General features: G+C 36.1%; 18 protein-coding genes. 15 read left to right on the forward strand and 3 right to left on the reverse strand.

The window, feature by feature from the left end:
* The first annotated feature begins 330 nt into the window (after positions 1–330).
* The 5 genes from kdsA (at position 331) to FG390_RS10765 (ending at position 5,459) form a co-directional block, all read left to right on the forward strand.
* On the forward strand, positions 331–1,176 hold the full coding sequence (kdsA, locus tag FG390_RS10745; protein WP_141191042.1) for a 3-deoxy-8-phosphooctulonate synthase: 846 nt from the start codon (positions 331–333) through the stop codon (positions 1,174–1,176).
* A gap of 14 nt (positions 1,177–1,190) precedes the next feature.
* Positions 1,191–2,174, forward strand: a complete 984-nt coding sequence (locus FG390_RS10750; protein ID WP_141191043.1) for a KpsF/GutQ family sugar-phosphate isomerase — start codon at positions 1,191–1,193, stop codon at positions 2,172–2,174.
* 3 nt (positions 2,175–2,177) lie between these two features.
* Positions 2,178–2,705 (forward strand): KdsC family phosphatase, encoded by a 528-nt coding sequence (locus FG390_RS10755; RefSeq protein ID WP_141191044.1) that lies wholly within the window; start codon positions 2,178–2,180, stop codon positions 2,703–2,705.
* 743 nt (positions 2,706–3,448) lie between these two features.
* Positions 3,449–4,171 carry a metallophosphoesterase family protein gene (locus FG390_RS10760; RefSeq protein WP_141191045.1) on the forward strand — a complete coding sequence of 241 codons (723 nt, stop codon included), beginning with the start codon at positions 3,449–3,451 and terminating at the stop codon, positions 4,169–4,171.
* A gap of 400 nt (positions 4,172–4,571) precedes the next feature.
* On the forward strand, positions 4,572–5,459 hold the full coding sequence (locus tag FG390_RS10765) for an ROK family protein (protein WP_141191046.1): 888 nt from the start codon (positions 4,572–4,574) through the stop codon (positions 5,457–5,459).
* A gap of 164 nt (positions 5,460–5,623) precedes the next feature.
* Here the strand turns inward: FG390_RS10765 and FG390_RS10770 are convergent, their stop codons facing one another.
* Together FG390_RS10770 and FG390_RS10775 are read right to left on the reverse strand one after the other, a co-directional pair.
* Positions 5,624–5,824: a hypothetical protein gene (locus FG390_RS10770; RefSeq protein WP_141191047.1), complete on the reverse strand. Its 201-nt coding sequence runs from the start codon at positions 5,822–5,824 to the stop codon at positions 5,624–5,626.
* Between the two features lie 195 nt (positions 5,825–6,019).
* A complete protein-coding gene (locus FG390_RS10775) occupies positions 6,020–6,400 on the reverse strand; it encodes a DUF3888 domain-containing protein (protein ID WP_181406469.1) in 381 nt (126 codons plus the stop codon).
* A 282-nt stretch (positions 6,401–6,682) separates the two neighbouring features.
* On the opposite strand from FG390_RS10775, the gene FG390_RS10780 reads away from it, so the two are divergent.
* From FG390_RS10780 to FG390_RS10815, 8 genes are all read left to right on the forward strand, one after another.
* Positions 6,683–7,657, forward strand: a complete 975-nt coding sequence (locus FG390_RS10780; protein ID WP_141191049.1) for an NAD-dependent epimerase/dehydratase family protein — start codon at positions 6,683–6,685, stop codon at positions 7,655–7,657.
* 371 nt (positions 7,658–8,028) lie between these two features.
* Positions 8,029–8,763, forward strand: coding sequence for an oxygen-insensitive NADPH nitroreductase (nfsA, locus tag FG390_RS10785; protein WP_141191050.1), 735 nt, complete (start codon positions 8,029–8,031; stop codon positions 8,761–8,763).
* Between the two features lie 245 nt (positions 8,764–9,008).
* A complete protein-coding gene (locus tag FG390_RS10790; protein ID WP_141191051.1) occupies positions 9,009–9,683 on the forward strand; it encodes an MtnX-like HAD-IB family phosphatase in 675 nt (224 codons plus the stop codon).
* Positions 9,670–10,737: an iron-containing alcohol dehydrogenase family protein gene (locus FG390_RS10795; RefSeq protein ID WP_141191052.1), complete on the forward strand. Its 1,068-nt coding sequence runs from the start codon at positions 9,670–9,672 to the stop codon at positions 10,735–10,737. Before FG390_RS10790 ends, FG390_RS10795 begins: the two co-directional genes overlap by 14 nt.
* A 301-nt stretch (positions 10,738–11,038) precedes the next feature.
* The gene (gene manA / locus FG390_RS10800) at positions 11,039–11,995 is read left to right on the forward strand and encodes a mannose-6-phosphate isomerase, class I (protein ID WP_141191053.1); all 957 of its coding nucleotides are present in this window, start codon (positions 11,039–11,041) and stop codon (positions 11,993–11,995) included.
* Between the two features lie 206 nt (positions 11,996–12,201).
* Entirely contained in the window at positions 12,202–12,957 is a 756-nt protein-coding gene (locus tag FG390_RS10805) for an MBL fold metallo-hydrolase (protein WP_258311654.1), read from the forward strand.
* 354 nt (positions 12,958–13,311) lie between these two features.
* Positions 13,312–13,842, forward strand: a complete 531-nt coding sequence (locus FG390_RS10810) for a VanZ family protein (protein ID WP_141191054.1) — start codon at positions 13,312–13,314, stop codon at positions 13,840–13,842.
* A gap of 396 nt (positions 13,843–14,238) precedes the next feature.
* The gene (locus tag FG390_RS10815) at positions 14,239–16,287 is read left to right on the forward strand and encodes a methyl-accepting chemotaxis protein (RefSeq protein WP_141191055.1); all 2,049 of its coding nucleotides are present in this window, start codon (positions 14,239–14,241) and stop codon (positions 16,285–16,287) included.
* 49 nt (positions 16,288–16,336) lie between these two features.
* Here FG390_RS10815 and FG390_RS10820 read toward each other — a convergent pair whose 3' ends face one another.
* Positions 16,337–17,569 carry an aminopeptidase gene (locus FG390_RS10820; protein WP_141191056.1) on the reverse strand — a complete coding sequence of 411 codons (1,233 nt, stop codon included), beginning with the start codon at positions 17,567–17,569 and terminating at the stop codon, positions 16,337–16,339.
* 158 nt (positions 17,570–17,727) lie between these two features.
* Here FG390_RS10820 and FG390_RS10825 point away from each other — a divergent pair, with 158 nt between their 5' ends.
* Positions 17,728–17,823 (forward strand): YjcZ family sporulation protein, encoded by a 96-nt coding sequence (locus FG390_RS10825; protein WP_141191057.1) that lies wholly within the window; start codon positions 17,728–17,730, stop codon positions 17,821–17,823.
* A gap of 233 nt (positions 17,824–18,056) precedes the next feature.
* Positions 18,057–19,109 carry a YkvI family membrane protein gene (locus FG390_RS10830; RefSeq protein WP_141191058.1) on the forward strand — a complete coding sequence of 351 codons (1,053 nt, stop codon included), beginning with the start codon at positions 18,057–18,059 and terminating at the stop codon, positions 19,107–19,109.
* The last annotated feature ends 400 nt before the right edge of the window (positions 19,110–19,509 follow it).

Genomic DNA, 19,509 nt, shown 5'->3' on the forward strand with positions numbered 1-19,509 from the left:
ATAGCCGTATATTTGATTTGAGAAAATCATGATATACGGCCATTTGCGATGCGTACCGTAAAGGTGCGCATATTTTTATAGTTCGGGCTTACAAAAAATAAATAAAAATAGGTTTACTTAATTAATTAACGGGTATATAGGATATAAGCCCAAAGTTTAATACATGTATGTAGTGATGAAATTAAGCATATTATGTATTGAACGGCTTGTTAAACGATTTCTTTTTATAGATAGAAAAATTAAGGTGCGATGAATTTAGGAAAAAGGAGGGGCAGGAAAATTTAAGTTTCAATTCAAATATCTAAAAATTCAAACATCAGAGGTGCTAATATGGGAAAAACGGTTAAATTAAATGAGAATATCGTATTCGGTGGAAATCATCCTTTTGTTTTAATAGCAGGTCCATGTGTGATTGAAAGTGAAGATATGGTATTACAAACCGCAGCTGCCATTCAGGAAGTTACGTCAAAACTTAATATTCCCTTTGTATTTAAAGCTTCTTTTGATAAAGCCAATCGTTCTTCTATTTATTCAAAACGTGGACCGGGAATTGACGAAGGTTTACGTATCTTAAGAAAAGTGAAGGAAACATTGGGTGTACCTGTAACTTCAGATATTCATGAGCCTAATCAAGCAAAGATAGCTGGTGAGGTATTAGATATTTTGCAGATTCCTGCCTTTTTATGTAGACAAACGGATCTACTTGTTGAAGCAGCAAAAACAGAAAAGATTATTAACGTGAAAAAAGGGCAATTCCTAGCACCATGGGATATGAAAAATGTGGTAAATAAGCTTGAAGAATCCGGAAATGAAAGGATATTATTGACCGAACGTGGATCCTCTTTTGGCTACAATAATTTGGTCGTTGATATGCGATCATTGCCAACGATGCGGGAACTTGGCTATCCTGTTGTATTTGATGCCACACACAGTGTCCAAATTCCTGGTGGAAATGGATCGTCGACGGGAGGAAAGAGAGAATTTGTTCCCTACTTATCTAGAGCTGCTGCCGCAGTTGGGATAGATTCAGTATTCATGGAAGTCCACCCTGATCCTGATCAAGCATGGTCTGATGGACCCAATATGGTTAAATTATCCGATCTAGAAGAAACACTTAAACCAATTAAAGACATTGACCAGTTAGTGAGAGATATTCAGATTGTGAATAATCATTAATGGGGGTGCAAGTCATGCTGACAAATATGGAAACGAATACAAACTATTTGGGTAGCATCAAAGAAGCATTGGAAACTGAGGCAAATGAAATTCTAAAGCTAAAAGATCGGTTAGATTCTGGCGTTAATGATATTATCAACATGATTTTATATTGTGATAAAAAAATTATATTTACAGGCATGGGGAAATCAGGTTTAATTGGGAGAAAAATAGCGGCCACTTTTGCGAGTACAGGAACACCGTCTTTTTTCCTTCATCCAGCTGAAGCCCTTCATGGTGATTTGGGGAAAATAACCAAAGATGATATCGTTATGGCGATTTCAAATAGTGGTGAAACAGAAGAAATTATGAAAATATTGCCATCCATTAGACGGATTGGAGCAAAAATCATCGGTATTGTAGGATCCAAAACATCGACTCTTGCAAATCGTTCAGATTTTATTATCGATATTGGTGATATTGAAGAGGCTTGTCCTCTTGGATTAGCACCAACTTCAACAACAACAGTCACTCTTGCCTTAGGGGATGCTCTTGCCGTTGCTCTGCTTAAGGCAAGAGATTTTAAACCAGAGAACTTTGCTCTTTTTCATCCAGGTGGATCGTTAGGTAGACGGCTTTTATTGACGGTTAATCATATTGCAAAAAGGAAAAAAGTCAATCCGACAACCGACGCTCATGCCGATGTAAAAGATGTATTATTTAAGATGACTGAATCAGGTCTGGGTGCGGTAACGGTTGTAGATGAGAAGGGCCAAGTTTGCGGTATCTTAACAGATGGCGATATCAGACGTGAACTATCTAAAGGAAACCAAGTTTTAGATAAGAAAATAACGGATATTTACACCAAAAATCCTATTGTGATTCATACTAACCATTTAGCAACAGAAGCCCTTCGTATTATGGAGGATCATAATTTCGATGTTCTACCGGTCGTTCAAAAGGATAACAAACCTATTGCTCTTATACACATCCAAGACTTAACGAAATTAGGGTTGTAACTGATGAGTCCTAAAATTAAATTAATGGTTTTGGATGTCGATGGCGTTTTAACGGATGGTAAATTAATCATTGGAACAAATAATACCGAACTTAAAGCGTTCCACAGTCAAGATGGCATGGGAATTACACTAGCAAGACATGCGGGCATTAAATTTGCGATCATTACGGGTAGAAAATCGGATGCTGTGAGACGTAGAGCGAAAGAGTTAAGTATTGAATATTTATATGAAGGGATTAGTGACAAGATTCAAGTTTTTGAAAACTTATTAAATGAATTAAATATCAGTCATGAGGAAGTTTGTTTTATCGGTGATGATATTAATGATTTGTTAATCCTTAAACAGGTGGGATTGGCTTGTGCTCCAATGAATGCGGTAGACATGGTCAAACGACATGTGCATTATGTTACAAAACGCCCAGGCGGTGAGGGTGCAGTTAGAGAGGTTATTGATCGTATTCTCAATGAACAGTTTGACTATGATGATTTTGTATTGAAATTTTTACAGAATAAAATTGAAGTAAAACAATAATTTTATTAACACTTTGTCCCTTATGAAGGGGCTTTTTTTATACTTTAAGAAAGTAAAATTTGCAACGAGCATAATCTTCTTCGATTAAGCATCGAGTTGTCACGAAGGCAAAGCCGTAGTGACACATTCTAGGCCTCTGTCTGCGCCTTACAGGCTAGCCGATCGGCAAGTTTTCTTTATACTTTAAGAAATATATAAATTAAAGGAATAAAGTATAAGTGCAACGAGCATAATCTTCTTCGATTAAGCATCGAGTTGTCACGAAGGCAAAGCCATAGAGACACATTCTAGGCCTCTGTCTGCGCCTTAGGCTAGCCAATCGGCAAGTTTTCTTTATTATTAGATAGTCAATTTCTATATGTCTATATGGTGTGTTATTGGTTTTTTGCCGCTTTAATCTATGCTAAACTGATATTAAAGTGCGTGTTCAAAAAGGTGACAAATGAAAAGGGTTACTGGCTAAATACGCTGGCATCCTGTCAGAACGCCAGTACTAGCCCGTCCTGGGCGTCGGAGGATAAGAGCGGCGCTGTTTTGAGGACCAGCATTCCACATGATGTGGTAGCTTCAGGCGCCAGCCACAGGACGTGAGCGATTTTAGTTGAAGATCCTCTTGTCCGCTACATGAGGACCGGAAAAACGAGCCAACGCCGAAATTCGCAGTTTATCATTTGTTGACTATTTGAACAACCTATTAAATGGTTATCGTTAACAATAATTAACTCTCTAGGAGGTTCGGTGTTTTGAGAATAGCACTCATATCAGATATTCATGGTAACGCTGTCGCACTAGATGTCGTTTTGGAAGACGTTAAAAAACAGAACGTTGATCAGATTTTCGTATTAGGAGATCTCTGTTTCCGCGGGCCAGAACCCAAACGGGCTTTAGAACTGGTGCGATCTCTAGGTGTGGTTGTCATTAAAGGGAATGCAGATGAATGGATCGTTCGTGGGGTAAAACAAGGTGAGGTACCTGATCACATGTTATCAATCATGCAGAAAGAGCAAGAGTGGGGAGCATCAAAGCTTGATGATGATGATTTGAATTATTTAAGCCATTTACCGACAGGATATCAACTTCAAGTGGATGATTCGATGATTAAACTGTTTCATGCCACCCCTGAAAGTTTGTTCGATATAGTTCCTTCTGATTCAAAGGATGATACGATTTATGATCATTTTCATCTAGAGGGGCCTGAAAACGTGTATGTTTATGCCCATATACATACAGCCTTCATTCGTTTCATAAAAGGAAATTTGATTATGAATACAGGTAGTGTAGGGTTGCCTTTTGATGGTGTCGCTAAGGCATCTTATGGTTTATTAGATATTGCTGATGGCAATATAAGTGGACGTATTATTAAAGTTCCTTATGATATTGAAAAAGTAGTCAAGCAGTATCAATCATTTGGTTATCCCAATGCTGAAATGATGATCGATACAATTAGACAAGGTAGATTGGGTTAATGCTCCTGTACTAGTAAAGACTTGATTGAACATAAAATACCTTCGAAGAGCTTATTCTTAAATAAGAACTTTTCGAAGGTGTTTTTTAATTTATTTGTGTATCGAGTCGACAAGATATCGTATGAGTTCTGTTGGAAAACGTCACTAATTCTCGGGAAATAGCTAATCTCAAGTGATGGAATTGCGAATGATAGTTAATGGGCTGAGGAGTTTGGCAATAAATGGATGGATAGCCAACCAATTACTAATTATAAAAATTTATTTTCTTTCTAAAATATCTCGCTTTTTTTTGGGTTTTTTTGATACAATAATAGAGTGCTAGGTATTGAAAGCGGAAACATATTTAATTAGATTAATCATTGAGCTATAAAAATGAAACTATACAATAGAGGTGAATACATTGAAATTAGGAGCGATCGAGGCAGGCGGTACAAAATTCGTTTGTGCTGTTGGTAATGATAAAGGTGAAATATTTGAAAGGATGAAGGTAGACACAGATCATCCAGATAAAACGATACCTGCTGTAATTGAATTTTTCAAAACTCATCAAGTGGATTCATTAGGAATTGCATCATTTGGTCCAGTTGATGTTGATAAGGACAGTCCGACTTATGGAAACATTACGTCAACACCTAAACCGGGTTGGAAGGATTATCCTTTCATTAGTCACTTTGAAAATGAACTTAATATACCAGTAGGATTTACGACCGATGTGAATGGTGCAGCTCTGGGTGAATTAACTTATGGTGCAGCGAAAGGCCTTGATGGTTGTCTTTATATTACGGTAGGAACAGGAATTGGAGCAGGTGCTATAAGCAATCATCAACTCGTTCAAGGGTTTTCCCATCCTGAAATGGGGCATATTCTTGTAAGAAGACATCCAGAAGATCACTATGAAGGTCATTGTCCATTCCATAAGGATTGTCTAGAAGGACTTGCAGCGGGACCGGCGATTGAAGCAAGATGGGGTAAAAAAGGTCATCTCTTAACAGACCATGCACTAGCTTGGGAAATCGAAGCAGATTACTTAGCTCAAGCACTCATGCAGTACATTCTCATTCTTGCCCCTAAACGGATCATTATGGGTGGCGGTGTCATGAAGCAAGAAAGATTATTCCCGCTCATTAGAGAAAAGGTGAAGGACTTACTCAATGGGTATGTCGTCTTTCCTCAGGTTGCTGAACAAATTGATGATTACATCGTTCCACCTGGACTAGGTGATAATGCGGGTATTACTGGAGCTTTAATTCTTGCAAAAGAAGCATTCAAGTCTGTAAAAGTGAAATAATTAACACTAAAGTGATCAGTGGGGAGCTTATACCCTACTGCTGATTAATTAAACCAATCGGGTTAGTATAAACAAAAAGTGGTTGCTGAATATCTCACATTCAGCAACCATTTTAATTTGATATTTTTTTGTGCTAACGGCATTGTAAGTGGAAATCTAAATGTTTAACTTTTAAATAAATGGGTTTTTCGTTTTCTAAGTAATTTTTCAAACGGAAAGAAACCAATTAAAATAATAATTGATACAGGAACCCACCAATAGTCAAGCTCGTGATGAATAATTTTTCTGTAGACAATATTAACAATACTATATATTAACAAAATAAGCAGAGCAAAATTGAATCCTTTTCTTCGATTCAATGACATCAATCCCTCTTATCTGAGTATTAACATCCAAAATTTAATTGGACTAGAAATAATGAATGATTAATATAAGAATAAAACGCAGTTCAATAAATGTCTATGAATTTTTTAAATATTTATGCAAAATGACATGTATATTTAACAAATTCTTAACAATTAGTCTAATAGCCTATCAATATTTCCTGTTATATGTTTTCATTATAATGAAGCTGGGACCATTTTATGTTTGTATTCGAGAACTCGAATCGCTCCCTTATTGACTTTAAATTTTATAGTGTCAACGGCAAAAGGTGGTCTGTGGCCGGGTAGAGATGTATGTAGGCTAACGGTACAAACAAATGTCATATTGCGATCTGGATCTAGGTTATTTGTCCGAATTAATGAAACATCGGAAATCGACATATTCTTTTTACCATACTGGTCCTTAACAGCATTTTCTATCGCGGGATAGAGCAAGGAAGTTGTGAAACCTTCTAGTGTATTCGCTGATTTAAAATCTGTTTGTGCATCAGAAATAGAAGTGATAGAGAGTAGAAGTACACAACATATAAAAAAACTGAAGATGGTACGTTTAACCATATTCATTCCTCCATTTTTACTAGGGTAGGATCACTCATGAACATCCAGTAGCATTAGGTAAAAACACGACAAAATTTAGCTTTTGCGATCTTGAATCGTTCTTTTATTAGTCTGTCACATATCGTCTAAATTATTCATCTAATCATGTTTATCTTTATAAATACAAATCAAACTTAAGAAGTCAAGGGAGTTTATCATAGTTTTTCTTGTCTTAATTTCGTATAATGGTATGTATGCAATGATTATTTAACCCTAAGTGTTTGCTAAAGGAGCGTTGTTGAGATGACGAGTATATTAGTTTTAGGTGGTAGTCAGTTTGTAAGTAAGGCTCTTGCAAAGTACTTAATCAAGGAAAACTATAAAGTTGATATTTTAACGAGAGGTCAACATCCCATAGATTATGCTGGATTTCGAACACATTTAATCGCAGATAGGCGTGATAAAGATCAACTGGAACAAGTCCTAAAGGGTCGATCTTATGATTATGTGTTTGATATCTCAGCTTATACGAAAAAAGACATCGAAATATTAATTGATGTTTTACCAAAATCAGATCTTAAGCGATATGTTTTCTGCAGTTCTGGAAGCGTCTACCATCATTCAGAAAACTGGATTGATGAAGAAGGCTCACGTGGAGCCAATCCAAATTGGGGCGTTTATGGTTTAGATAAAAAGGTAGCTGAGGATTATGTCTTTTCCTATGCCGAGAAAGAATTGCCGATTACTATATTTAGACCTTCTTACATTTATGGAGAGGGCAATAATTTATATCGTGAAGCCTATTTGTTTGATAGAATCGAACAAGGCAAACCAATACCAGTTCCTATAGGCGACTGTCAAGTTCAATTTATTTATATTACGGATGCTGTTAAAATGATGGCAAGCGTGATTAACCACACCTTTTCTGTTGGAAAAGCCTACAATGTCACTTATAAAACACCAGTGAATTGGAAAACATGGATTGAAACGGCTGAATTAGTTGTCGGTAAAAAGGCGAAAGTCGTTCATGTCGATGAAACTCTGTTACCAGATAAAATAAAAACACGACATTATTTTCCTTTTAGGCACGTTTCCTATTTGTTATCAAATGAAAAATCCTTAGCCCATGGATTATACGAACCATCCATTGATTTGCTTGAAGGTTTATCACTTGCTTATGTTGATTTTAAAAATAATCCAATGGACCGTTTAGATAAAACGATGAACAAAGTAGATGAAGTGGCAAATGGTAACACAAATTTAATCGATTATATATAAATCTTGCGTAGATGACAGATTTAGCTAGTTAAGCTATCTCTGTTTTTTTTTAATTAGACAGATTTCATTATTGATTTTTTTTTTTGACAAGAGCTCGAACCATTCCTTCTTAAAGGGTAGCAAAATGTCTCAGTAGCTCAATTCAGATATGGATAAGCCCAATTCATGTAGTGGCTCAATTCCATGTCGAAGCGCCTCAACTCCATCATGAGTAGCTTAATTCCGTTACGGACTAGTCAACTCCGTGTTTTTAGCTAGTAGGCAAGGCTTAAGCCAATGTTTTTTAGAAAACGACCGTTTGATAAACGTTTTGTTTGTTAATAACATTTCTTATTTCATATAATAAAGTTATCTAGAGGAGGTCGATAGAAATGAATGATGTTCTACAAATGATGAAAAAACATGTCTCGGTGCGAAAATATAAATCTGAACCTATCTCTGAAGAAACTATTGAACACCTTGTTGAAGCAGCACAACACGCCGCAAGCTCAAATTTTGTACAGGCTTACTCGGTTATTGCTGTAACAGATCCAGACATTAAGGCAGAATGTGCTCGATTGACTTATAACAATCACGTTAAGGATGCAGCCGTTTTTTTTGTCATATGTGCTGATTTTTATCGTTTAGCTCTTGCTGGCAAAAAGCACGATGTGACGATACATACAGAAACAACTGAAAATTTCCTTGTTGCTACGGTAGATGCTTCATTATTTGCTCAAAATCTTACTCTAGCTTCAGAATCATTAGGCTATGGTACGTGCTATATCGGAAGTGTTCGAAATAATATCGAAAAAATCAGTGATTTATTGAAATTACCAGAGTATGTTTTTCCTCTTGTTGGATTAACAGTAGGAATTCCTGATGAAAGACAGCATGTCAAACCACGTTTACCAAGAAAAGCGGTCCTTCATCAGAATGCCTATGATCAAAGTGACTATTCACAGCTACTCGAGGAATATGATGAAATCATAAAAGATTATTATCAGAGCAGATTGTCCAATCAAAAGGATTCTACTTGGACAGAAAGTATGAGTGCCTATTTATCAAAGAAAAACCGTATTTATATGAAAGACTACCTTGCCTCTCAAGGTTTTAAATTGGAATAAAAAAAAGAAGAGGTGGGAATAAAAGTTAGAAGAGGTGACGAAAGACGACAGTCCCGTCACCTCTTTTTTTACGATACAAAAAATCGATTATATTAGAAATTGTAGATAGAGTACCGTTATCAGCACGATGTTTGTTCAATAATTCGCCACACGGAATACGCTTACATGCTAATGACAACTTTTTTATCCTTGGTATAATAAATAAAACTGTATTATAACAGAATTGAAACAGGAGGATCTTTTGTATGACAAAAAAACCATTTCTTTTTATTTCTGATTTTGATGGTACACTAACGGACAAAGATTTTTTTCATATTATGATAGACAGTTATTTTCAAGATAAAAAAGAAGAACTTTATAAAGCGTGGGATAGTAAAAAACAAACTGACATCGACTTTTTAAGTCAATTATTTCAATCCATTGGACGTAGTGAAAACGATATTATGGAAGATATCATGAATATTCCATTTGATCCATATGCCAAAGCGTTCATTGAAAAGGTCAAAGAAGTAGGCGGCGACTTTGTCGTTATTAGTGCAGGATCTGATTATTATATTAAACGATTATTTGAACACTTAGGTATTGAGGGTATCGAAGTTTATTCTAATGAAGGTCGTTTTCAAGATAACGGAATTCATCTTACTGTTAAAAAAGACCATCCACACTATTCTGAAATGTATGGGATTGACAAAGCCAAGGTTACGAAGGACTTAGCATCCAAAGGTTATGAGAAAGTCTATTTTGCTGGCGATACGGCTCCCGATCTAAAGGCAGCCTTGATGGCTGATGTCACATTCGCAAAAGGTAAATTAATATCACTACTTGAAGAAGAAAACCATCCGTTTATTCCAATTCAAAATTATCAGGATATCCATCATTACTTTATTGAGAAAGGGGTCTTTCAGGATGAAAATGTCTGAACATCAAATTTCCATTCCAACGATTCTTGAAGTAGGAAAAGGAACGCTTAACGACATTGGTCCTTTACTTCAAAAAAGTGGTTTCTCAAGTATTGTCATTTTTTTTGGTGAAGGGTTAATGAATTTACTCGGCTCTAAAGTTTTTGACTCCCTGAATAAAGTTCATATTGACGTTCTTCATCAACAAGAAGTCACTAATATCGATATGAATCATATCGTTAATCAGGCTTTTTCGCTTCCTCAGCAAACGCAAGCCATTGTTGGCATAGGTGGAGGAAAGGCATTAGATGCAGCTAAGTATATGGCATTACTTAAAAAAGTTCCTTTTATTAGTATTCCTACCTCAACATCAAATGATGGGTTCTCAAGTTCGAATGCCTCTTTAACAATAGGAGGAAAACGAGTCTCTGTGAGTGCAAAGATGCCTTATGGTATTATTGTTGACATCGATGTGATAAAAAAGGCTCCTGTAATGTTTATTCATTCTGGTGTTGGGGATTTAATATCAAAAATAACAGCTCTGTACGATTGGGTATATGAAGAACAACATGAAAAGGGACAAGTCGATGCCGTTGCTCTTATGTTATCAAAGAAAGCCGTCAACAGTTTTGCAAGGACGACTTTCGAAAACGTGAAAGATGATTTCTTTTTAAAAGAACTAGTGGATTCACTTATTATGAGTGGAATTGCAATGGAGATTGCAGGAAGTAGTGCCCCATCTAGCGGTAGTGAACATTTGATTTCACACGCCTTAGATAAAATATCGGAGAAACCTCAACTTCATGGTATTCAAGTTGGCATCGCGACTTATATTATGAGTAAAGTACAAAATCATCGTTTTGAACGAGTCTCTCGCGTCTTAACGGAAACGGGCTTCTTTAATTACGCCAAAACATTGGGGATGAAGCGATCTGATTTTGAGAAAGCGATTGATCAAGCACCAAACATTAAGCCTTCCCGTTATACGTACTTGCATCATCCTCCTTATCAAGAAGAAGCGAGGAAAGTTTTACATGACGATAAAATATTAAAAGATATTTTAGTTCAAGACTAGATGAATGATCATGTAAAACTTGCCCTCTATATAATTTGCATGAGTCTATCAGAGAAGGTTGAAAGGTTCTCTGGTAGATTTTTTTGTTTTTATGAAATAGCCGAGAACACTCGTGACTTTAGTCATGAGAGGTTCAGAACAGATGAATTAACCATCCTCACAAAAAACTTCAAGTGTTACAAATGCCTATTTTTCTTAATTTGATCATATCCCATTTTGAAAGGAGTTCATGATATACTCTACTTGGGAATTAAAAAATACATACAAAATTATTCAATCCATTAGAAGGAGGATATAGGACATGCTTTTAGAACCACTTTTTCTGAATCCTGTTTTTCAAGATCGTATTTGGGGCGGCACCCGTTTAAGAGAGTTATTTGGCTATGATATTCCAACAGATACGACGGGAGAATGTTGGGGGATTTCTGCTCTATCTCACGGACCATCTATCATTCGGAATGGAGTTCATAAAGGGAAAACATTAGAGACTGTCTGGAAAGAAAATCCTGAACTCTTTGATCATTATAAAAGCAAAGATTTTCCTTTGTTAACAAAGATATTAGATGCCAAGACGGATCTATCTGTTCAAGTTCATCCTGATGATCAATATGCTCAAGATAAGGAACATCAACCTTTTGGGAAAACCGAGTGCTGGTATATTATAGATTGCGAGGAGGGTGCAGAGATTGTCTTTGGCCATGAAGCCCAATCACCAGAAGAATTTCAAGAGATGGTAGATAAAGGACAGTGGAATCACCTACTTCGAAAAGTTAAAGTCAAACCAGGCGATTTCTTTTATGTGCCAAGTGGAACCATCCATGCCATAGGTGGAGGAATTCTTATTCTCGAATCTCAGCAAAGCTCTGATATCACTTACCGTGTCTATGATTACGATCGTGAAGATGCTCATGGAAATAAGCGAGAACTACATATTCAACAATCCATTGATGTTACCCATTATCCACATGAAGACCCGACACTCACTTATCACGTTAAACAAGAAGATCAAGCTGTTTTTACAGAATTATGCCATGAAAAGTATTTTTCCGTTTCAAAATGGGATATTCGTGGACAGTCAAAAATGATTGAGAAAGCTTGGCCGTTTTTATTGGCAAGTGTCATTGATGGAGCTGGTGGTATTACAATGAACGGTCAAAAATTCCAAATTAATAAAGGGGATCACTTTATTGTTCCGGCGAGTGTTGATTCTTTTTCATTAAACGGTCAAACTGAACTCATTGTATCCTATCCCGTTTGAGAAATTTTTGATTTTTTACTTTGGACCACAGTTTAAGAGAGCTGTGGTTTTTAATATGTGGAAATGGTCAATCTTATAATTAGAAGCGAAACTAAATGTACGATATAATATGAAAACAGAGATAACGACCATTTGGATGGATGAACGTAGAGTAAAAGATAGTATATCAAAAGGTCAGGGAGGTGTGGCTCAGGTCCTTGAGCCAAATGGATATGAGGATTGCAAAAGGTATTGAAACCATCGATTTGAAGATGAATTTATTTGGGAATTCTAGTCCGATATTTCCAACTCTCATTTGGGATGATCAAGATGCCATTCTAGTGGATACAGGAACGCCTGAATCAAGTCATTGCATTGAACATGCCATAGAAGAAAAAGGGATTTCATTAGACAAAATTAAAGCTATTATTTTAACACATCAAGATATCGATCATATCGGAAGCTTGTCTGAACTTGTTCGTGATTTGGGTGAATCTATCACTATATACGCCCATCCATTAGATAAACCATACATTGAAGGAGAAATGCCCTTAATAAAATTTAATAAAGAGGCATTACTTGATCGCATAAGTGGATTATCTCCTGAGGTCCAAGCGGAGGCTAAGAAAAAACTTGAAACCTTACCGCCTAAAGGGAATGTAGATCACTTATTAACGGATGGTGATTATTTACCTCAATGTGGTGGTATTACGGTCATTCATACTCCTGGGCATACGCCAGGACACATTAGCTTATATTGTCACAGAGATAGAGTCCTTATCGCAGGAGATGCGCTGATTGCCAACCATGGGCGGCTTGAAGGACCAAGAGAAGCGGTGACCCCTGATATGGAGATGGCCATGACTTCGTTGAAAAAATTGACAACTTGGGATATACAAAAAGTTATTTGCTATCATGGGGGTCTCGTAGAAGATCATGTAAATGATCAAATTGCCGAATTAGCTCGTCAAGCGAATAAATAATCCATTGTTGACTTTAAAAAATTGGAAAACAAAAATCACAAGGGAATCAGGATCGCACCAACTCCTGATTCCCTTTAGTTATTTTGTGAAAACTTTATCGGCTAAACTGTATCGTTATTTGAGAAAGTTGTATCGAGAAAATACTATAAAGCGTTCATTCTTAAATGAAAAACTGAAAAATAAGAAAAAAATAATAAATGTCTTACATTTCACTGAACCTAGGTTATAATAACAGGTATAACTTTGTAACCTCATAGTTTAGTTCATATCGATCATAAAGGATTGATTAAACATCTTACATAGAACAAGAATCACCACTAGATCACAACAAAATGTTTGGATTGGAGAGTTCTTATGCGTCATCGTTTTGGATTTTATTTTTGGTTAATCTTAATATTAATCCTCATTGCCGCTATTTTTCAGGCATCTAACACACCTTATCAACAGCAAAATATTCAGCCCTTTTTACGGTCTCATTTTGACTGGAACGCTAATACACTTCCCCATGTTTCTTTTTTGTACGATGGAACACTCGTCACGACACAGGATCCCTATGCTTTCATCGAATTTGTGATTCGAAAGATGAGCCACGTGACTGAATATGCTGTTCTCACTTTTTTATTTGTTAATCTGCTTTTGTCGACACGCTTGATGCGTAGAACCGCTGTTTTTTTCGGCCTTCTTCTCCCATTTTTATATGCGTGTATCGATGAATTTCATCAACGATTTATCCCTGGAAGAACCGGACATCTGATTGACGTGATAACCTTCGATTTAGCAGGTATGGTGATTGGCCTCGTCATAGCCCTCATTTTTCGCTGCATATTTCTAGTCCTGTTTTCTTCTAATAACAATGTAAGTAAACCTCGAAATATAAAAAAATGAAAATAAAGTGGTTGAGGAAAGGTGAAAATGTCAGCTCGGCCTTTTATCACTTTATTTTTAAACCGCATCCCAATTATTAGAAGTTACTGAATAAGTGCTTCCATCAGTAGGGGGTTTTTGACGCACAGGAGGAGGCAGTTTTTTTATGGCAAAGCTGTGTACTCAGGCATTATTTAAAACGAATGGGTCGGAGTTTGTATTTTTAAGAATTTTTTATAAAACTATTCAATTTAGATATTAAAAAAAACCCATTCGATCCGATAATAACTATAAACATAAGACTTTTTTATTGGTTATATCGAGACTTTTTATGAAATAGCCGAGAACACTTGTGACTTTAGTCATGAAAGGTTCAGTATAGAGAGAATGTACTTTTAGAGAAAAGGGGATGGGATTTTGGGGTCTAAAATAAAAACAAAACCTAAAGAAAAGACAAAAAGAATCACCAGGTTAAGAACACAACTATTAATTCCGTTTATCTCAATTATTGTGATTTCGGGAGTTGCATTATCTCTTATCGGTTATTTTTATAGTGCCCGCCTTGTTGAAAATGAGTTATCTCAGTCAACGAGCAGTCAATTAAAAGCCGTAAATGATAATTTTAATGTGTTTGTGGATGATACGGAGAATCTCATTAATGTTGTGGCAAATAGTCAAGAATTAAAAAACGGTGAAAAAACGCTCTATTATCGTCAGTTTGAGAATATTGGCCTTACGAATAAAAACGTGATGAATATTTATTTCGGTGAATCAAAACAAGGAAAGGTGACCATCTATCCAAGACAAGATATTCCTAAGGATTACGATGCTAGATCGCGACCGTGGTATAAAGAGGCCTTAGCGAATAAGGAAAAGACCATCTGGACTGAGCCGTATAAAAATGCAACCGATGGACAATTATTAGTGACCGTCGCTCATGCCGTCTACAAAGGGGATCAATTAAAAGGCGTCTTTGCGGTTGATATTTCATTAAGTACATTAGTTAATCAAATTAATCATGTAAAGTTTGGAGAAACAGGACAAGTCTATTTGTTAGATAAGAAAGGTGCGTTTCTCGCGGCACAAAATCATAAACTTCTCGGAAAGTCTGCCTCCAAACAATTTGATCTAAATCGTATGAAAAAAATGGGACAAGATGGCCTTTATACTGAAACAGATCAGGGTGTTGATCACATCACCACATTTGTTAAAAATCAGACGACAGATTGGATGATTGTAGGACAAGTTAACAAGAGTGAATTTACAAAAAAAGCTCAAGGGATTTTACCGACCATTCTCATTACTTTAGCCATCGTTATTTTGTTAGCTGTTGGTATTGCGATTTTTGTTACACAAAAAATTGAGAAGCGGGTAAATGTTTTAAAAGGTGCTATAGAGAGTCTTGAAAAAGGTGATTTGACAAAACGTGTTGATTTCTTCCATCATGATGAAATTGGGCAACTAGGATTAAGTGTAAATCGAATGATTACTCAAAACAAATCGATGATCGAGAATATTAAGCTTATTTCATCAAATGTCCAGGAAGCTTCACAGACACTTGTAGCCAGTGCTGAAGAAAATACAGCTTCTTCAAATGAGGTCGCTACGACTATGGAAGAAATATCTACGGGAGCGAATAATCAATCTGAATTAATGGATAGTAATCTTAAAGCAACGGACGAATTTGCAGATAAATTGGAAGACATGAGTAAACAAGTGAATGTGTTTAAGCAAGGCGCCCAGGAAATCACAGAGGTCAGTGAACAGGGGAATTTAGCTGCACAAAGTTTACGAAAACAATCTGAAGATACAACAAGCATAACAGCGGATATTATCGAAGCCATTACTCAGTTAAACAATCGATCTAAAAATGTTAGTAAGATTGTTAACACAGTGGCTGAAATTGCTGGTCAAACAAATTTACTTGCTTTAAATGCTGCCATAGAAGCAGCACGAGCTGGGGAGCATGGTAAGGGATTTGCTGTTGTTGCTGAAGAAGTAAAAAAACTTTCAGATCAAACGAATGATGCTTTAAAAGAAATATCCACTATTATAGGAGATATTCAAAATGACACAAGTCGTACTGTAAAATTAGCAGGAAATACAAGTAAGGTTCTTGAACAACAATTCCGTGTCGTTAACCAATCTGAAAAAGTGTTTAAACGAATTAGTGACTATTCGCAAAGCAGTTCTATTCTTATCGATAAGATTGCTAAATCCATGGAGCAAATGCTTAAGGATAATGAAGAGATTAAAAAGAATATTCATAGTATAACCGTGATAGGTCAGGAAACAGCTGCTGCAACAGAAGAAATTGCCGCATCTATTGAAGAACAAACTTCTTCGATGGAAGTTCTAAATCGATTAGCTTCAGATTTAGACGAACATGCCAATCTCTTAAATGATATGCTCACTCATTTTAAATTGGAAGAGAGTCATGAAGAAGTGAGAGAAAAAGAAGAGTAAGAATTTAAAAAACCCGCTCAGACGTTCTACAGAGCGGGTTTTTGAGTTCTTAAAATGCCCAGTTACCATGGCGGAAAATGGCTATTTTCTCTCCATTTGCTTTTATACCATCAATGTTAAGATCTGCCGAACCAACCATGAAGTCCTCATGAACAAGGCTTAAGTTTGCACCATGCTCTGCAAGTTCTTCTTCAGTCATTTCCGTTCCATTTTCAATATTAAAAGGATAGGCAAAGCCAATGGCTAGATGGCATGAGGCATTCTCATCAAATAAGGTATTATAGAAGATAAGATTTGTGTCTGAAATGGGTGAATGATGTGGGACTAAAGCCACTTCACCTAAATAGTGAGAACCTTCATCTGTTTCAATTAAGCCTTTTAATATTTCAAAGCCTTCTTCTGCTTTATAATCGATAATTCGGCCGTCTTTAAAAGTTAGTGAAAAATGATTAATTAAGTTTCCATTATAATTTAACGGTTTTGTACTTGTAACAGTCCCATTGACACCATTTCTATCGGGCATCGTAAAGACCTCTTCAGTTGGTATGTTTGGGACGAAGTAGGTCCCTTCCTGATTATTCATACCTGCACCAGACCAGATATGATCCTTTGCCAAATCAATCGTTAAATCGGTACCAGAACCATAATAGTGCAATGTTTTAAATTTGTTTTCATTTAAAAAGGTTAATTTTTCAATAAAGCGTTCAATATGGGATTCCCATTCACTAACAGGATTCTCAGATGTCATACGAGTGGTATGGAAGATTTGTTTCCAAAGTTCCTCCATACTTTCGCTTTCTGAAAGATCAGGAAAGATTTTGGCCGCCCATTCTTTAGTAGGGACAGACACGATAGACCAGCTGATTGTGGCCGATTTTTTAGCATTTAGTAAATGTTTCAAGCCTTCTGTTCTTGTTTTCATCGCCTTTGAAAGTCGATTTGGATCAATTCCTTGTAATAAGTCAGGGTTTGGACTGTATATCGTTAAGATCGCAGCGTTTTGTTTAATGAGTTCATCGTATTTTACTTTTAACCATTCAGGGAACTCGGTTAGAGCTTCTTCAGACGCGTATTCGAAATTCATCCGTTTAGTGGCTTCATCGTCCCAATTAATGATGACATTTTTTGCCCCCAACTCATAAGCTTTTTTCGTCACGAGTCGAACATAATCAAGTGCTGGTATCGGAGCATCAATAACGAGCGTTTGGTTTTTTTGTAGATTGATTCCTATCTTTATGGCGACTTCGGCATACTTTTCTAAAATATTCTGAAAGTTTTCCATCTATAGCCCTCCGATCATATGTATATAAGTGTTACCAGTCATTAGTATAACATATTAAGGTTTGACTAGACGTAGGTGCCCAATTTTCTATTTTACAATAACCCTTATCAGCGTTTGACATAGTATATAGTAAGCTTTAAGAAAAGGTGGTGGCATTGATGGGAGAATCTGCAGCAGGTTTTGGTTCAGGTTTCGCTCTTATCGTTGTCTTGTTTATTCTATTGGTCATTATCGGAACAGCTTACGTATACTAAGTTTCGATGAAATGAATCAATAAATAAGAAGAAGGGGAAGTGTCTCAGGTTGAGGCACTTCTTATTTATACTTTAGAAGGAAAAAATTTAAGGTAAAAAAGTGTAAGCACATCTAGGCCTCTGTCTGCGCCCTAGGGTTGGCCAATCGGCAAGTTTTCTTTTTTACTAAGCATATTTCAGGTAACTTGTCTATATAATGGTATGGAAGTGGGACAGAGTAAAGAGGTGTCGATATGCGTAATATTAGATTGATTTTTCAAGTGGCTGCAACCTATATCGGTACCATTGTTGGAGCGGGTTTTGCATCTGGAAAAGAAATTATTCAGTTTTTTACACAGTTCGGATCTTTAGGAAGTATTGGGATTCTAGTCAGTGGTGTTATTTTCACCTGGATTGGTACAAAAATGTTAGTTTTAGCAGGTCGAATCAAAGCAACTTCATTTAACGAGTTAACGGAATACATATTTGGAAAACAAATGGGTTTAATCATACAGGCGTTAATATTTTTTATCGTGTTTGGCGTGACAGGTGTGATGCTGGCTGGAAGTGGTGCTGTTTTTCAGGAGCAATGGGGGTTATCAAGACATATCGGGATTGCACTCGCTATTCTTCTTTGTTTCATTTTATTGTTAAAAGGGGCAAAGGGTGTCATGTTGATCAACTCTTGTATTGTTCCAATCATGATTACGTTTTCACTTGTCATTGGTCTTTATTTCATTATACATGGTCAAATTGATCCCGATACAATATGGAAAGTCAATAAACCCTTTCATTATCATTGGGTCATTCATGCGTTTTCTTACGTTTCATTCAATTTAATTACAGCCTTAACCGTTTTAGTTCCTCTAGGTCAAGAAATAAACAATGAAAAAGTCTTACTTTATGGTGGAGCCATCGGGGGAATAGGGTTTACCTTGATGCTATTTGTGTCACATGTCGTGTTGTTAAATCACCCACAAGTTTTGCTGTTCGAGATACCGATAGCTGAAGTCGTGAAATACTTTGGGCCGATCATCCATTTCTTATATGTCACGATTATTTATGGAGAGATTTTCACGACTTATATAGGAAACATCTTTGGTATGTCAAGACAAATTCAAAGTTTAAGTGGTATGGAATATAGAAAAATAATCGTCATATTTTTAATATTAACCTGTGCGATAAGTCAAATAGGGTATGGTTCATTAATAACCTTTTTATACCCGTTATACGGCTATTTGTGTATGTTTTGTTTATTTATGTTAATGGCTGTACGTTTACCAAAAAAAGGAGAGGTCAGATTTTGACGTTCTTCCTAAGAAAGATAACATAAGTTGAAAAAGCCGACCAAATAAGTGTTGGCTTTTTTTATTTGAATTAAAGAAAGACATCAGTAAAACAAATGACTCCTATATAAACATTAGAATAGGAGATATTAATATTAAAATGATTAATCTACGGGTATAGTCATTTAATCCGGTTAACAGACGTCGACTTTAACCAAAGTGATGAGGTCAATGGCTCATAAAAAATCGATTAATTTAGCTAACCGCAGGTGGAAATCCACAGAAAGATGGTTTATTATATCCCCGGTTGATTATTCTGAGACTTTAGTCAAAGGGATTCTATGGGTGTTTATCATTTTATCATTATATTTCTAAAAAAATTTATAAATTATAAGAAAAAGAGTTGCAAAAAAGGTGGTAT

It is taken from the genome of Terrilactibacillus laevilacticus (genome assembly GCF_006517395.1).
Taxonomy (GTDB): domain Bacteria; phylum Bacillota; class Bacilli; order Bacillales; family Sporolactobacillaceae; genus Terrilactibacillus; species Terrilactibacillus laevilacticus.

Bases quoted from the DNA above. Each gene is read 5' to 3' on its own strand.
- kdsA (WP_141191042.1), top strand. From the start codon at position 331: ATGGGAAAAACGGTTAAATTAAATGAGAATATCGTATTCGGTGGAAAT.
- FG390_RS10750 (WP_141191043.1), top strand. From the start codon at position 1,191: ATGCTGACAAATATGGAAACGAATACAAACTATTTGGGTAGCATCAAA.
- FG390_RS10755 (WP_141191044.1), top strand. From the start codon at position 2,178: ATGAGTCCTAAAATTAAATTAATGGTTTTGGATGTCGATGGCGTTTTA.
- FG390_RS10770 (WP_141191047.1), bottom strand. From the start codon at position 5,824: ATGTCATTGAATCGAAGAAAAGGATTCAATTTTGCTCTGCTTATTTTG.
- FG390_RS10775 (WP_181406469.1), bottom strand. From the start codon at position 6,400: ATGGTTAAACGTACCATCTTCAGTTTTTTTATATGTTGTGTACTTCTA.
- FG390_RS10780 (WP_141191049.1), top strand. From the start codon at position 6,683: ATGACGAGTATATTAGTTTTAGGTGGTAGTCAGTTTGTAAGTAAGGCT.
- nfsA (WP_141191050.1), top strand. From the start codon at position 8,029: ATGAATGATGTTCTACAAATGATGAAAAAACATGTCTCGGTGCGAAAA.
- FG390_RS10790 (WP_141191051.1), top strand. From the start codon at position 9,009: ATGACAAAAAAACCATTTCTTTTTATTTCTGATTTTGATGGTACACTA.
- FG390_RS10795 (WP_141191052.1), top strand. From the start codon at position 9,670: ATGAAAATGTCTGAACATCAAATTTCCATTCCAACGATTCTTGAAGTA.
- manA (WP_141191053.1), top strand. From the start codon at position 11,039: ATGCTTTTAGAACCACTTTTTCTGAATCCTGTTTTTCAAGATCGTATT.
- FG390_RS10805 (WP_258311654.1), top strand. From the start codon at position 12,202: ATGGATATGAGGATTGCAAAAGGTATTGAAACCATCGATTTGAAGATG.
- FG390_RS10810 (WP_141191054.1), top strand. From the start codon at position 13,312: ATGCGTCATCGTTTTGGATTTTATTTTTGGTTAATCTTAATATTAATC.
- FG390_RS10820 (WP_141191056.1), bottom strand. From the start codon at position 17,569: ATGGAAAACTTTCAGAATATTTTAGAAAAGTATGCCGAAGTCGCCATA.
- FG390_RS10825 (WP_141191057.1), top strand. From the start codon at position 17,728: ATGGGAGAATCTGCAGCAGGTTTTGGTTCAGGTTTCGCTCTTATCGTT.
- FG390_RS10830 (WP_141191058.1), top strand. From the start codon at position 18,057: ATGCGTAATATTAGATTGATTTTTCAAGTGGCTGCAACCTATATCGGT.